The sequence below is a fragment of the uncultured Jannaschia sp. genome (assembly GCF_947494025.1).
Classification (GTDB): Bacteria; Pseudomonadota; Alphaproteobacteria; order Rhodobacterales; family Rhodobacteraceae; genus Jannaschia.
The window spans coordinates 277,970-292,720 of record NZ_CANLTQ010000002.1 but is presented as its reverse complement, the minus strand read 5'-3'; the positions used below and the strand labels follow the sequence as shown (position 1 = coordinate 292,720).

Sequence of the window (14,751 nt, the reverse complement as noted above, 5' to 3'; positions counted from 1 at the left end):
GCGATCCGGGCAACATGTCGCAGGACGAAAACCGAGGAGAGACATCATGGCTTTCGAGCTTCCCGACCTTCCGTATTCCCACGACGCGCTCGCCGCCGACGGCATGTCGAAGGAGACGCTGGAATACCACCACGACATTCACCACAAGGCCTATGTCGACAACGGCAACAAGGCGATCTCCGGCACGGAATGGGAATCGAAGTCCCTCGAGGAGATCATCAAGGGCACCTACGATCCGAACGCCGTGGCGCAATCGGGCATCTTCAACAACATCAGCCAGCTCTGGAACCACAACCAGTTCTGGGAAATGATGAGCCCGGGCGAGAGCCAGATGCCCTCCGAGCTGGAACGCGCGCTGACCGACAGTTTCGGGTCGGTCGACAAGTTCAGGGAAGAGTTCGCCGCCGCCGGCGCGGGTCAGTTCGGCTCCGGCTGGGCCTGGCTGGTGAAGGACGCGGATGGTGGCCTGAAGGTCACCAAGACCGAGAACGGCGTGAACCCCGTTTGCTTCGGCCAGACCGCGCTTCTGGGCTGCGACGTGTGGGAACATTCCTACTACATCGACTTCCGCAACAAGCGCCCGGCCTATCTCGACAACTTCCTGTCGAAGCTGGTGAACTGGGAGAATGTCGCCTCCCGCATGTGATTCCGGCGGACGGGACGGAAAGGGGCCTTCACGGCCCCTTTTTCATGTCCGGAACATCCCGTCCGTCACGGGGTTGATCCACTGAACAGCTACGGAGAAAACATCATGGCCGAACGTCATCGCTCCAGCGACGGAACCCGCGACACCGACCAATTCGTCGAGGACATGCCCGCCACGCCGAGCCAACAGGGTCGCGCCGATGGCGAACTCGAGCGGCAGGTCGGCTCCCGCGCCGAGGAGGAGACCGCCAAGCATGGCGAGGGTGTGACCCGCGTGACCAAATCCGACGAGAAGGGCGAGGGCAATCTCGGCGGTCTTCATGGCACCGGATCGGAGGACAAGTAGATGGCCAGTCTGAAGAACGGTACGATGGTCGTGGTGACCGACAGCGAGAAGGCGCTGTTCATGGTCAATCTGACCGACGGGGAGGATCCGAATTTCGACGTCGTTCGCGTCGACGAGGAGGCCAACCCGCCCGATCGGGAGCAAAAGGCGAACCGCAAGGGCATGAACCAGGAAAGCGCATCCCCCGGCGTACGGTCCTACGACGAAACGGACTTCCACGAGCTGCAGAAGGAACGCTTCGCCGCCGACCTCGCCGAGAAGCTCTACAAGATGGCACATGCGGGCCGTTTCGAGTCACTCGTCATCGTCGCCTCGCCGCAAGTGCTTGGCGTATTGCGGAACGAGATGCACAAGGAAGTGTCCAGCAAGGTCGTGGCCGAAATCCCGAAGACCCTGACGGGGCATCCGCGCGACGAGATCGAAACTCTCGTGAAGGCGCATATCGACAAGATGGACAGCGCCGCCTGAAACTCGAAGGGATCTGGAATGCGGCTCCCGGTTTCGGGGGCCGTTCGCGTTCCGGGAGCAGCGGCACCACGTCGGCGCCTTTTGACCCCTCGCTCAAGCGCTGCTAGCCTTGTCTTTGCCCACAGGGGGACAAGGGAGCGCGACCGATGTCGGGAACCCGATACGTCAGGCAGATGGCGGGCGCGGTCGCAGCGCTGCTGACGCTCGGCCTGATCGGTTTCGGGCTTGCCCCCCAAACATTCGAGGCGCCGGTCGTCGTGACCTCCGAGGAGGTAGTTGAGGCGCGGTCTCGCAATGCCGTAGGCGCCGCCTCCGAAGGCAGGGTCGCCGCTTCGTCCGTCGAAACGCCGCAAACGCTCGATACGACGCCCGTGCCACCAACAGACGCGGTGAGCCCAAGCCTCGACCTCGACATCGTCCGGGTTGATGCACAGGGCGGTGCAGTGGTCGCGGGACGCGGCGAAGCGGATGCAGAGATCGTCGTACGGCTCGACGGTGCGCCCGTCGCCACGTCCCGAACGGACGCCGTTGGCAACTTCGTGTCCCTTTTCGATCTGCCGCCGGCCGATGCGCCCGGCCTTTTGACGGTCGAAATTCGCTACGGGGAGGGGCGCTTCGTTCGAGGGGAAGAAAGCATCATCGTCGCCCCCGCGAGAACCGCGGCATCCGTCATGGCGGACATGACAAGTGACATGTCGGCCGCGAAGGAACGCAAGCGCGAGATCAGGATCGGCGAATTAACATCGCGCGATCCAGGCGAGCTCGAACTTGCCGACACCGCTTCCGGCACAGCCCGACCGAGCATTATGGGGACGTTGGGCCTCGTACCATCGAACGATACCGGATCGGGTCGCGCCGCGCAGCCGTTCGATGCCGCCACGCCCGCGCAAACGTCGGACCAAACGATCCCGGACAAGCTCGCCGGCGCTTCGCTCGATCCTGGCGGTATCATTTCGTCCGTCGCGTCGGACTTGGATTGGCCATTGCTTCCAAACAACAAGGCAGACGTCGCACGCGTGTCCGCGCGGAACGAACCGCTAGACCTGTTCGACACCGGAATGAAGACCTCGGCGCCCGCTGACGTTCCGGGCGGATCGCGCGAAACCGACGCCAACCTTGCCTCGGCAACGGGCGTGGCAGGCGCACCGCCGCCCCGTCTCCTGCGTGCCGGACCCGACGGCGTCACGGTCCTTGCGGGCGCCGCGACGGAGCCGGCGTTTCGCGAAAAGGTGAGCATCGATGCGATCAGCTACGATGCGTCGGGCGAAGTCCAGATCGCCGGACACGGTCTGCGCGAGATGCGCCTGCGCATCTATCTCGACGATCGTCCGGTCCAGGTTGCGCAGGTCGACGAACGCGGGGCGTGGACCGCGGTGCTGTCCCCACTCGAAAGCGGGGTCTACACCTTGCGGGTCGACGCGCTCGCGCCAGATGGCAGCGTCGTCGGCCGGATCGAGACGCCGTTCCAGCGCACCGCCCCGGAGGTCGCGGCAGCGGCCCGTCGCGACGGGCTGACGGCGATCACGGTCCAGCCGGGATACACGCTCTGGGCCATATCCGAGGGATATTTCGGCGAGGGGATCCGTTACGTACAGATCTTCGAGGAGAACCGCGGCCGAATCCGCGATCCCGATCTGATTTTTCCCGGCCAGATCTTCACGCTCCCGCAGGACTGATCCGGCGACGTGGCCGCCCGGATCGATCCGCCCCGTCGTGGGGCGGACCTATCGTTCGAACGACGCTTGGCCTTAGCCCTTGCGGCGGCGGACCAGACCCAGAAGAGCGAGCCCCGACAAGGCCAGCGGCAGGCCAGCGGGCAGGGGCACGGGGGACGGCATTGGCGAGGGTGGCAGGCCCGATTGCGTGACCTCGAGCGAGTCGAGGGCCGCGGCGCCACTCGCGAACACGACGTCGAGCGCGATGTCCCCGTCCTGCACCCCCACGAGACCGGCAGCCGGGTTTCCGCACGCCTCGAAGACGCATCCAAAGAAGCGCGTGAGCACGTCGGAGAAGGGCGTGGCGATATCGGTCAGCGCGATCGAGGTACCATCCTCGCTGACCGATCCGTTCAGGATCTGCAGATCGGTGACGGTGAAGCCGGGGATCGTGTCCGCGAAGACGTCGATTGCGACGTCGACGAGGCTGTTCACGTCGAATGTCGCGCCGTTCGGAGCGTCGATCTCGATCGTGCCGATGGCGCGCAGCGACGCATCGGCGGACGACGTGATGTTCGCGTCGTTCGCCGGGTCGGCGCTGAAGAAGAAATCGTAGACCGCAGCCTGTGCCGGTGTCGAAATCGTCATGCAGCCCGCGAGCAATGCCGCGGCGGCGCTTACCTTCAATTCCATGTTGTCTCTCCGGAGGCTAATTATTAATGCAATGCTCGGACAGTAAACCGTTAACCTTGCTGCAACAAGTCGTGCCGGCCACATGACGTTGCAGTATCATGGAGATCGGTTTGCGGTGGTTCCATCTCGCGCCCGAAGGGCCTAGCCTCCAGCCGAGGCCGGGAACGATCATGCGCCGCAGCACGAAAACAACAACAGGGCCCCCCGCGGGGGCGCTTGGCATCATACGGCGCGTCGCGCCGTATCTGTGGCCCGAGGGGCAGACCGACATGAAGGTCCGCGTGGTCACCGCGCTGACCATGCTCGTCGTGGCCAAGCTCATCGCCGTGTCGACCCCGTTCTTCTACAAGGCCGCGGTCGACGCGTTGGCGCCGGAGACCATCCCGCCGGCTTTTGCCCTGGGTCTTGGCGCGGTCGGGCTCACAATCGTCTACGGACTGGCCCGGGCGATGAATTCCGGCTTCCAGCAGCTTCGCGACGCCCTGTTCGCGCCGGTGGGGCAGCGCGCCCTGCGCCGGCTCGCGGCGGAGACGTTCGAGCACATGCACCGTCTGTCGATGCGCTACCACATCACGCGGCGGACGGGCGGGCTCAGCCGGATCGTGGAGCGCGGGGTGAAGGGCGTCGACTTCCTCTTGCGGTTCCTGCTCTTCTCGATCGGGCCCTTGGTGCTGGAGCTGCTGCTGATCGGGGCGATCCTCTTCTTCGTCTTCGACGTCTGGTACCTTCTGATCGTCACGGCCACGATCGCCGCCTACGTGACCTTCACCTTCAAGGTGACGGAATGGCGCGTCCGGTTCCGGCGCGTCATGAACGAGCAGGACACGGACGCCAATCAGAAGGCCATCGACAGCCTCCTGAACTTCGAGACGGTGAAGTATTTCGGCGCCGAGGCGCGGGAGGCGGCGCGCTACGACGACGCGATGCGGCGCTACGAGGGGGCGGCGCTGCGCACGTCCTATTCGCTGGCTTTCCTGAACTTCGGCCAGGCGATCCTGATCACGGCGGGGCTCGTCGGCGTGATGGTCCTGGCCGCCATCGGGGTGCAGAGCGGTGACCTCACCGTCGGGGATTTCGTGATGGTCAACGCCTATATGGTCCAGATCACGATGCCGCTCAATTTCCTCGGCACGGTCTACCGCGAGATCCGGCAGGCGCTCGTCGACATGGCGGAGATGTTCGGCCTGCTCGAGCAGCCGCCCGAGGTGAAGGACCGGCCCGGCGCGACGACGCTCCGGGTCGATGCGGGCCGGGTCGAGTTCGGCGAAGTGCGCTTCGGCTACGATGCCGCCCGGCCGATCCTTCATGGCATCTCCTTCACGGTCGAGCCCGGCCGGACCGTGGCCGTGGTCGGGCCGTCGGGGTCCGGGAAGTCGACCCTGGGCCGACTCCTCTTCCGCTTTTACGACATCGACGGAGGCGCGATCCGGATCGACGGACAGGACGTGCGCGACGTGACGCAGGACAGCCTCCATGCGATGATCGGCGTCGTGCCGCAGGATACGGTCCTTTTCAACGACACGATCCGCTACAACATCGCTTACGGTCGCGCCGATGCGACGTTCGAGGAGGTGCGCGAGGCCGCCCGCGCGGCGCGGATCGACGCCTTCATCGAGGCGCTGCCGGACGGCTACGAGACGACGGTCGGGGAGCGCGGCCTCAAGCTCTCGGGCGGAGAGAAGCAGCGGGTCGGCATCGCCCGCACGATCCTCAAGAACCCGCCGATCCTGGTGCTCGACGAGGCGACGTCCGCGCTCGACACGGAGACCGAAAGGTCGATCCAGAACGAGCTTGCGACGATCTCGCGCGGCCGCTCGGTCATCACCATCGCGCATCGTCTGTCGACGGTGGTGGAGGCGGACCTCATCGTCGTGCTCGAAGCCGGCCACATCGTCGAGGAGGGCACGCACGGCACCCTTCTGGCGAAAGGGGGCCGCTATGCCTCGATGTGGTACCGCCAACTGGCCGAAGAAGCCGCCGCCTGACCGGAACTCGTTAAAGCACGTTATCCTCGTTGGTGCCCTGTCTGGCTCCGCACAGGCGCAGCGAGGCCTGTTGCGCGCAATCGGTGCGCTTCGCCCCGATCTCGCCAGCAAGCTCCGCAAGATCATGTACAGATCCGCGAGCGTCTGCGAAACCATGTCGTGGTTCCGCACGAAAGGAGACAGTTTAGCTTTGCGCCTGCATAGACCCCTCTTATAACCCCGATTATGTAGTGTATCGATTCCGCCTTGCATCGCTTCCGGTCGATGCACATCATTTTCTACTGACGCTGTGAGAGGCGTAGATCGAAGGTAACGAGTTTGTCATGTCATCGTCCGAGACGGATCGGTTCCTCCTTCGCCTTGCGCAGCACACCGAAGTCGAAGGTCTCTGGCAAGACCTGCAGGACTGGATGGCGGATCATGGGTTCGACCGTTTGATGTATGCCGCGACGCGGTTCCGGACGAACACGAGCATGGGGGATTTGCGCGACGCGCGTATCCTCACGAATTATCCGAAATCCTTCACCGAGCCCTATCTCGAAGGTGGCATGTTCTATGACGCACCCATGGTTCGTTGGGCCATGGAAAACGTCGGCACGTTGTCCTGGTCCGTGATCGCGCAGGACGCGATGGCCGGCCGTTTGCCGCCCGAATGCATGCGCGTCGTCGAGTTCAATCGTAGGCAGGGAGTGGTCGCGGGCTACGGGATCAGCTTTCCCCGCGTGTCCGCCCGGACCGGACACGGCATCGGAATAGCGAGCTCGACACGGAACCAAGCGGAGGTGAACGCGATCTGGGCCGAGAATGGCGGCAAAATCGAACTCGTCGCGCATGTCGCGCATCTCACGCTACTGTCGCTGCCGCACGGACTTCATGGTCGAACCCTGACCCGGCGCCAGCGGGAAGTGCTCGAACTCGTCGCCGACGGAAAGACGATCCAAGACGTTGCGCTCGTCCTTGGTCGGAACCCCACCACGATCGAGAAGCATCTCCGTCTAGCGCGCGAAGCCCTGGACGTAGAGACAACGGCACAGGCTATCCTGAAAGCCGGCCTGCAGAATCAGTTCTTTCGCCTGGATGCGTGAGGCCATCTTACCGATCTGTAATAAAAGGTAAGGGAATCCAGACTTACGTTCCGCGGTTTCGCCGGGCATAAGCAACATGTCTTGTGAGTGAAGGCAATTTGGCCCGGGACTATTCGGGCTCGAACCGCGGAGACATTCACCCGTGGAACGGGTTCGACCGATGAATTTCGGAATCGGCTCGGTCCGGGTTCATTCAAGCCCGGATCGGGTCAACCTGACCTTCCACCATTTCCGGTCGATCGGCGCCGGGTCCGTGACCCGACGCGCGACATACCGGCAGGTTCAGCCTTGCGAGACCTTGGCGACTTCGGCGGCGAAATCCTCGACGACCTTCTCGATCCCCTCCCCGACTTCGAGCCGAACGAAGCCCGTGATCTCGACGCCGGCCTCTTCGGCGGCCTTGCCAACGGTCAGGTCCGGGTTCAAGACGAATTGCTGGTTTAGCAGGGTCACCTCGGCCATGTACTTCTTCATCCGGCCTTCGATCATCTTCTCTATTACCTGCTCGGGCTTGCCGCTCTCACGCGCGATGTCGATCTGGACTTGCCGCTCCTTGTCGAGCATCGCCGGGTCGAGGTCGGCTTCAGACAGCGAGGCCGGGTTCGCGGCAGCGACATGCATCGCGACCTGACGGCCGAACTCGGTGTTCTCGCCCGACAGACCCACCAGAACACCGATCTTGCCCATATCGGTCGCCGCGGCGTTGTGAACGTAGGTCACGACGCTGGCCGCCGACAGATGGGCGATCCGGCGGATCGTCATGTTCTCGCCGATCGTGGCGATCTTGTCGGTCAGGATCGTGTCGACCGTCTTTCCGTTGATCTCCGATGTCTTCAGTTCCTCGACGGATCCGACGTTCAGCGCGGTTTTCGCGAAGTCCGCCACCATCTTCTGGAACTCGGCGTTCTTGCCGACGAAGTCGGTCTCGGAATTGACTTCGAGCGCGACGCCGTAGCCGCCGTCGACCGCGACGGCGACAAGCCCCTCGGCGGCTGTGCGGCCGGATTTCTTGGCGGCCTTCGCCAGACCCTTGGTCCGCAACCAATCGACCGCAGCCTGCATGTCGCCGTCGGTCTCGGTCAGCGCCTTCTTGGCGTCCATCATGCCCGCGCCGGTCGTGTCGCGGAGTTCCTTCACCATCGCAGCGGTGATCGCCATGATCCTGTCTCCTTGAATGGGAACGGACGCGGCCCCTACAGGCCACGCCCCGTCGTCAATCTGCGCCTGCCGTCAGGCGTTGGCTTCGGCTGTCGCGGTGTCCGAGGGCACGTCGGTTTCGGGCGTCTCGGACGCGCCGGGATCGACGGACTCGCCCGCCTCCTCCATCGCGCCGATATCGACGCCGGCAGCACCGAGCTGGGCCGACATGCCGTCGAGCGCCGCCCGGGCGACGAGGTCGCAGTAGAGCGCGATCGCGCGGGCGGCGTCGTCATTGCCGGGAATAACGTAGTCGACGCCGGCCGGCGACGCGTTCGAATCCACCACGGCCACGACCGGGATGCCGAGCTTGCGCGCCTCGGCGATCGCCAGGTCCTCCTTGTTCACGTCGATCACGAACAGAAGGTCCGGCAAGCCGCCCATTTCGCGGATGCCACCGAGCGATGCCTGCAGCTTCAGCTGGTCGCGCTCCATGTTGAGGCGCTCTTTCTTGGTCAGTCCCTCGCCGCCCGTCTCCATCGCCTCGTCAATGCTCTTCAGGCGATTGATGGAGTTCGACACCGTCTTCCAGTTGGTCAGCGTGCCGCCGAGCCAGCGATGGTTCATGTGATACTGCGCGCAACGCTCGGCCGCGTCGGCGACGGGCTTCTGGGCCTGCCGCTTCGTGCCGACGAACAGAATGCGGCCACCCCGCGCGACGGTGTCGCGAACGACCTGCAGCGCCTGATCCAGCATCGGAACCGTCTGCGTCAGGTCCATGATGTGGATGCCGTTCTTCGCGCCGTAGATGTAGGGCGCCATGCGCGGGTTCCAGCGCTGCGTCTGGTGGCCGAAATGGACGCCGGCCTCGAGCAATTGACGTAGGGAGAAATCAGGCAGAGCCATGTATTCGATACCTTTCCGGTTTGAACCTGGGACGGGGGATCAGAGCCTTGGCTCAACCGGTGGACCGACGGGGATGTCTCCCCCGAGGGCCCGCCCCCGTCTGTGAAGTGCGGGCCTTCTAGGAGGCGGAGCCGGGCAACGCAAGCCTGAAAGGGCCGTTCGCGGTGCTGACGCGGCGGCGGGATCGGGGCGACTTCGGACCCGTCGGTTCAGGGAATGATTCGGTTGTATTTCGTGCCTTCGAGCGAGGCCCCGGCGATGAGGCCGGCCTGTCCGAAGATCACCGCGATAACCGGGGTCAGAAGCTCCGTCGTCCCCGTCGAGATCGCCCCGGCATTGGTCGACACCGCGTAGCTGAGGTTCGCGCCTGCCGTGAAGCCGGGCGAGGTCCGGAAGTTCAGAAGCGCCGGCTGCGTCATGAAAAAAAGCGCGTGGCTGTATTGCTGCCCGCCAGCCTGAAGGCCGAACGACAATTCGCTCGTGGAATAGTAATCGACCGTCACACCGTCGACGCGGAGCGCCCCGCGCCCATAGGCACCGCCGAGGCCGAGCCCGACTTCGGTGACGACCGGCATCATCAGGATTCCCACGGCCTTCTCGGCGAGGACCTGCGTTTCAGGAAGCGTCCGGTACATGAAGGCGAAGGCCTGATCGACGCGACCGTCGATCCGAGGGGCGCCGTTGCTGCCGATCCCGTTGCCGCAGGCGGTAAGCGCAAGTGGCGCGGAGGCCGCAGCGAGGAAGCTGCGACGCGTGAATACGGTCATGGGGCGGATCCTGTCCAATGTCTGCTCTGCCGATGCCGGTCTCTGACGGTCCGGTCGACACCGACGGTAGCAGGCGGCCGCGCCCCTGTCACCCCTGACAGGGCGCGCCGTTCGCGGTGCGGACTGCCGTCGGACGCGGCGTATCGGCGACCCCGTAACCCCACCCTCCCGTCTTGTCGGTAGCCGGGCGCGACGCTGACCGACCGACCCCGTCAAGGAGTCCAGGGATCGTCGGACGTATCACGCTCGGGCGCATCCCGGGGTGGAACCAGACCGGCGGGCGCGCGGTCGGGGAACGCGGCGGCGAAGCGCGCGGCCTGCCGGGCGGTCCAACGGACGGAAAGTCGGGGCCCCTCCTCGGTCTGCGCCTCCTCCCGGACGACCCCTTCCTCATGCAGCCAGGCGCGCGCGCGCCCGTCGGCGAAGGGAAGGAACAAATCCAGATCGCTCAACGTCTCTGTCAGTTCGTCCGCGATCCGGTCGAGAAGCGCGTCGAGCCCCTGCCCCGTGAGCGCCGAGCCGAGATAGACGTCGTCCCGCCGTGCCGCGAGGTTCCCGGCGGTCGCCTGCGCTTCGGCCGGCAGCGCGTCGGCCTTGTTCCACATCTCGATCCGCGGGATCGCCGCGTCGGTGCCAAGCTGTTCGAGGATCGTCTCCACATCCTCCGCCTGCGCCTCGGTCTCGGGGTGGGAGATGTCGCGGACATGCACGATGAGATCGGCGTCCAGCACCTCCTCCAGCGTGGCGCGGAACGCGGCGACGAGCTGCGTCGGCAGGTCGGAGATGAACCCGACCGTGTCCGACAGGATCACCCGGAGCCCGTGCGGCAGGTCCACTGCGCGCATCGTCGGGTCGAGCGTGGCGAAGAGCATGTCCTTCGCCATTACCTCCGCCCCGGTCAGGCGGTTGAAGAGCGTGGACTTGCCGGCGTTGGTGTAGCCCACGAGGGCCACGACCGGGTAAGGCACCTTGGCGCGCGCCGCGCGGTGAAGCTCGCGCGTCTTGACCACCTTGTCGAGCTGACGGCGCAACTTCGTCATCTGTTCGTCGATGGCACGACGGTCCGCCTCGATCTGCGTCTCGCCGGGGCCGCCCACGAAGCCCAGCCCGCCGCGCTGCCGTTCGAGGTGCGTCCAGGCGCGGACCAGCCGGGTGCGCTGATAGGAGAGTGCGGCAAGGTCGACCTGCAACACTCCTTCCCGCGTGGCGGCCCGGTCGGCGAAGATTTCGAGGATGAGCCCGGTGCGGTCGAGCAGTTTGATTTTCCACGCCTTCTCGAGATTGCGCTGCTGCACCGGCGTCACGGCGCCGTCGATCAGGACGAGATCGATGTCTTCGCTCTCGATCCGGGCCCCGAGCTCCTCGACCTTGCCGGATCCGAAGAGCATGCCGGGATGCGGTCGCGGCAGGCGCACGACCTCACCCCCCACGACGTCGAGCCCCGGCAGGGCATGCGCGAGCGAGACCGCTTCCGCGACCGCATATTTCGGATCGCGGCCGGACCGGTCGCCCCCCCGCGTGTCGGGGTGCAGGACGAGCGCGCGGGTCGGTTTGGCCGCGGTCGAATGCGTCTGTTCAGGAGGCGTCGGCAGACGCTTCCTCCCCGCTGTCGTAGAGTTGGATCGGCTGGGCCGGCATCACGGTCGAGATCGCGCTCTTGTAGACCAGCTGCGACTGCCCGTCCCGACGCAGCAGGACGCAGAAATTGTCGAACCAGGTGATCACGCCCTGCAGCTTCACGCCGTTGATCAGGAAGATCGTCACCGGCACCTTCTGCTTGCGGACCTGATTGAGAAAGGCATCCTGAAGGTTCTGCTTGTCCGAGGCCATGCATCCGTCCCTGTTTTCAGCGCCCCGTCTTCGAAGGCGTTCTTGACCGTTCGGATCTTATGTGACGCTCACGGAAAAGTTTCCACCCCGAAAGATTGCGTTCCGGCGTTGCGCGGCGCGAGGCTTCCCCCCGGAACGGGGTTCAGACCGTCGAAATGCGCGCGCGAGCCTGGACAAAAGGCGTTCAGTCCCGCCAGAAGTCGGGGTTGAGGAGCGCGATCAACGCGAGCGCCTCGAGACGACCGACGACCATCGCGGCGGCGGCGACGAGCTTTCCGCCGTCCCCCAGAGAGTTCAACGTGCCCTGTCCGCCCAGCACGATCTCCGCGAGCGGGCCGGTCGTGGTCAGACAGGCCACGCCGAGGGCCATCGCCGCGCCGAAATCGAGCCCCGCCGCCGTGAGCGCCAGGGTCACCACGGCGATCGAGGTGGCGAAGAGCATGAAGAACACCCAGGCGCCTTCGATGCCGCCCTTGGGGATGCGCCCGAACGCGCCCGACATGCCGGCCACCGCGCTCGGATGGACAAGGAGGTTCATCTCGCGTCGGCCGTGCTCGTAGAGCGTGTAGATCCGCAGAAGCTTCACGCCGCCCGCAGTCGTCGCCACGCCCCCGCCGAAAATCGCGAGGCCGAGAAGGAGTACGGTCGGCGCGTTCAGGCCGGACCAGTCCTGTGCGGCCTCCCAGTGGACGCTTTCGAACCCCGTCGTGGTCAGGAACGACAGGGCGGTAAAGATGGAGCCCCACAGCGCCCCGAGCGCCGCCTCCGTGTCGGACAGATCGCCGATCTCGAACGCCCCGACCCAGTGACGTGCGAAAAGGAGGACGGTGACGGCCGCGACGACAAGACCGGCGGTCCAGATTTCGCGGTCGTTCCCGAGATGGCGGCTCCGCTCCCGGTTCATGTCGGTCGTGAAGGTCTGCCGTGACAGCGCGAAGACGAGGAACAGCGCGATCACGACCTCGCCGCGGAATCCCACGCCGGTCATCCCGGTCCCGTCGGTGATGCCGGAGGTGGACATCGTCGACATGGCATGGATCAGGGCGGTGACGGAACGTTCGCCCAGCGTGACGAGGAGCGCCCACAGGAGAAGCGTCAATCCGATATAGATCGGCCCGAGCGTGCCGAGTGCCCGCCATACCCGCGCTTCGGGCTCGATGCTGCGGTCGCGGACGCGGATCGCGTTCGGCCCTTCGCCGCCGTGTCGCAGGCTGGTGTTGCCTTCGGCGACCTCGAACCCGCCGAGATTGAGGGGGGCGAGGATCGCGATGGCCGCGACCCAGATGACCAGCCCGCCCTCCCAGGCGACGACCGCACGCCACAGATGCACGCTGTCGTTCAGCCGTGTGGGCTTGTAGAGGCTGCCCCCCGTGGTCGTCGCGGCGGAGACCATTTCGACATAAAGGTTCAGGAGCCGCGTATCGACGATCACCTGCGCCAGAGGGATCGCCGCAAGGAGCGGCAGCGTCGTGAACGCCATCAGGAGCGCCACGAGATGGCTGCGCGAGACGTTCGAGGGCCGGCGCCGCGCGCTCGCCACCGCGACCGCGGCGAGAAACGCGAGAAGCAGCGTCGCTGAATAGAAGAACGCCCGCGCCGTCGGATGTTCTCCCGCGATCTCGGCGTGGAGCGCGGGGCCGTACATCGACGCGCAAAGGCCCATCGCCATCAACACCGAGAGCGAGACCTGCTGGCCCACGAGGGCGAGCCGTCCGGGCCGGGCGCGCGTCCGGTGCATCAGAAGAAGTCCACCTGCACCTGCAGAAGGCGTTCCACCTCCGTCACGTCGGAGGAAAGCGCAAAGATCACGACCACGTCCGCCTCCTCGATCCGGGTGGCGCCGTGCGGCCGGATCACGCGGCCGTCCGCCTTGCGGATCGCCCCCACGAGCGCGCCCTCGGGAAAGTCGACCTCGCGGATCAGACGCCCGGTCATGGGCGAGGTGGAGAGCACCTGCGCCTCGATCACCTCGGCCTCGGCGTCGCCCACCGAATAGACATTGCGCACCCGGCCGTGCCGGACGTGCCGAAGGATCGACGACACCGTGGTCTGCCGCGGGTTGATGTAGGCGTCGATCCCCAGCGGCTCCATCAGCGGTACGAGCGTGGGGTCGTTGATGAGCGCGATCGTGCGGTTGCAGCCCGCGGCCTTCGCCCGCACACCCGCGAGGAGGTTGGTCTTGTCGTCGTCCGTCACCGTCAGCACCGCGTCGGCCCGCTCGATTCCCGCCTCGCGCAGAAGCTCGATGTCGAGCCCGTCGCCCGACAGGACGATGGTCCGGGTCAGCGCCTCCGCCGCGCGCTCGGCCGAAGGTCGGTGACGCTCGATCATCTTGGCGCGGATACGCTCCGGCGCGTTTTCGAGCGCCTCGGCCACTGCGAGCCCGACATTGCCGCCGCCGACGATGACGACGCGATTCTGCTTGCGAACCTTCTTGCCGAAGATTTCCTGCGTGCGGTGCAGGTCGTCGGAATGGGAGACGATGTAGACCTGATCTCCGGCCTTCAGCTGGTCGTTCGGATCGGGCGCGAAGAGGCGCTTGCCGTCCCGCCGGACGCCTACGACGACTGCGCGCAGGGTCGAGAACAGCTCCGAAAGCTGGCGCAGCGGCGTGTCGAGGACGGGGCATTCGGCGTCGAGGTTCAGGCCGATAAACGTCGCCCCGCCGTCCATGAACTCCTCCACGTCGAAAGCCTCGGGTGCGCGAAGCCGGCGCAGCGCGGCCTCCGCCACCTCCCGCTCGGGCGAGATCACGACATCGATCGGCAGGTGGTCGCGCCGGTAAAGGTCGGCGCGCACCGCGGAAAGATAGCTCTGCGCGCGCAGGCGGGCGATCTTGCGCGGTACCGTGAAGATCGAATGCGCCACCTGACAGGTGACCATGTTCACCTCGTCGGAATGGGTCGCGGCGATCAGCATGTCCGCATCCTCCGCCCCCGCCCGTTCGAGCACGTCGGGATAGGAGGCGAAGCCGGTGATGCCCTGCACGTCCAGCGTGTCGGTCGCCCGATGCACGAGAGCTGAATTGTTGTCGACGATGGTGACGTCGTTGCGCTCGCCGGCGAGGTGCCGCGCGATCTGCCAGCCGACCTGTCCCGCGCCGCAGATGATGACCTTCATGGTCCCCCTTCCCCGAACGGCCGGTTCGGCACCCTGTTTCGGGGATTGGATAGGCAGGCCGCACCGGACGGTCAACGGCCCTGCGACGGCGCGTGTCCCGCGTTCGCGGGCGAT

The 14,751-nt window shown here is 65.7% G+C and carries 14 protein-coding genes; 6 read left to right on the top strand and 8 right to left on the bottom strand.

Going from position 1 to position 14,751, the window contains the following annotated elements; all coding sequences use genetic code 11:
• Positions 1-46: 46 nt before the first annotated feature.
• From Q1B08_RS05060 to Q1B08_RS05045, 4 genes are all read left to right on the top strand, one after another.
• Entirely contained in the window at positions 47-646 is a 600-nt protein-coding gene (locus Q1B08_RS05060; protein ID WP_299815702.1) for a superoxide dismutase, read from the top strand.
• 105 nt (positions 647-751) lie between these two features.
• Positions 752-991 (top strand): hypothetical protein, encoded by a 240-nt coding sequence (locus Q1B08_RS05055; protein WP_299815699.1) that lies wholly within the window; start codon positions 752-754, stop codon positions 989-991.
• Positions 992-1,459 carry a host attachment family protein gene (locus tag Q1B08_RS05050; protein ID WP_299815696.1) on the top strand — a complete coding sequence of 156 codons (468 nt, stop codon included), beginning with the start codon at positions 992-994 and terminating at the stop codon, positions 1,457-1,459.
• 173 nt (positions 1,460-1,632) lie between these two features.
• Entirely contained in the window at positions 1,633-3,135 is a 1,503-nt protein-coding gene (locus Q1B08_RS05045; protein ID WP_299815693.1) for a LysM peptidoglycan-binding domain-containing protein, read from the top strand.
• Positions 3,136-3,207: 72 nt separating this feature from the next.
• Here Q1B08_RS05045 and Q1B08_RS05040 read toward each other — a convergent pair whose 3' ends face one another.
• Positions 3,208-3,807: a hypothetical protein gene (locus Q1B08_RS05040; protein WP_299815690.1), complete on the bottom strand. Its 600-nt coding sequence runs from the start codon at positions 3,805-3,807 to the stop codon at positions 3,208-3,210.
• Positions 3,808-3,977: 170 nt separating this feature from the next.
• On the opposite strand from Q1B08_RS05040, the gene Q1B08_RS05035 reads away from it, so the two are divergent.
• Together Q1B08_RS05035 and Q1B08_RS05030 are read left to right on the top strand one after the other, a co-directional pair.
• Positions 3,978-5,792: an ABC transporter ATP-binding protein/permease gene (locus tag Q1B08_RS05035; protein ID WP_299815687.1), complete on the top strand. Its 1,815-nt coding sequence runs from the start codon at positions 3,978-3,980 to the stop codon at positions 5,790-5,792.
• Positions 5,793-6,115: 323 nt separating this feature from the next.
• Positions 6,116-6,877 carry a LuxR family transcriptional regulator gene (locus Q1B08_RS05030; RefSeq protein ID WP_299815684.1) on the top strand — a complete coding sequence of 254 codons (762 nt, stop codon included), beginning with the start codon at positions 6,116-6,118 and terminating at the stop codon, positions 6,875-6,877.
• 282 nt (positions 6,878-7,159) lie between these two features.
• Here Q1B08_RS05030 and tsf read toward each other — a convergent pair whose 3' ends face one another.
• The 7 genes from tsf to trkA form a co-directional block, all read right to left on the bottom strand.
• Positions 7,160-8,035 carry a translation elongation factor Ts gene (gene tsf, locus Q1B08_RS05025; RefSeq protein WP_299815681.1) on the bottom strand — a complete coding sequence of 292 codons (876 nt, stop codon included), beginning with the start codon at positions 8,033-8,035 and terminating at the stop codon, positions 7,160-7,162.
• 72 nt (positions 8,036-8,107) lie between these two features.
• Positions 8,108-8,920: a 30S ribosomal protein S2 gene (gene rpsB / locus Q1B08_RS05020; RefSeq protein WP_299815678.1), complete on the bottom strand. Its 813-nt coding sequence runs from the start codon at positions 8,918-8,920 to the stop codon at positions 8,108-8,110.
• 209 nt (positions 8,921-9,129) lie between these two features.
• A complete protein-coding gene (locus tag Q1B08_RS05015) occupies positions 9,130-9,687 on the bottom strand; it encodes a YSC84-related protein (protein WP_299815675.1) in 558 nt (185 codons plus the stop codon).
• Between the two features lie 212 nt (positions 9,688-9,899).
• Positions 9,900-11,279 carry a GTPase HflX gene (gene hflX / locus Q1B08_RS05010; RefSeq protein WP_299816351.1) on the bottom strand — a complete coding sequence of 460 codons (1,380 nt, stop codon included), beginning with the start codon at positions 11,277-11,279 and terminating at the stop codon, positions 9,900-9,902.
• A complete protein-coding gene (gene hfq, locus Q1B08_RS05005) occupies positions 11,263-11,517 on the bottom strand; it encodes an RNA chaperone Hfq (RefSeq protein ID WP_299815672.1) in 255 nt (84 codons plus the stop codon). The genes hflX and hfq overlap by 17 nt, the downstream gene beginning before the upstream one ends.
• A 184-nt stretch (positions 11,518-11,701) precedes the next feature.
• The gene (locus Q1B08_RS05000) at positions 11,702-13,255 is read right to left on the bottom strand and encodes a potassium transporter TrkG (RefSeq protein ID WP_299815669.1); all 1,554 of its coding nucleotides are present in this window, start codon (positions 13,253-13,255) and stop codon (positions 11,702-11,704) included.
• Entirely contained in the window at positions 13,255-14,637 is a 1,383-nt protein-coding gene (trkA, locus tag Q1B08_RS04995) for a Trk system potassium transporter TrkA (RefSeq protein WP_299815666.1), read from the bottom strand. The genes Q1B08_RS05000 and trkA overlap by 1 nt, the downstream gene beginning before the upstream one ends.
• Positions 14,638-14,751 lie beyond the last annotated feature (114 nt).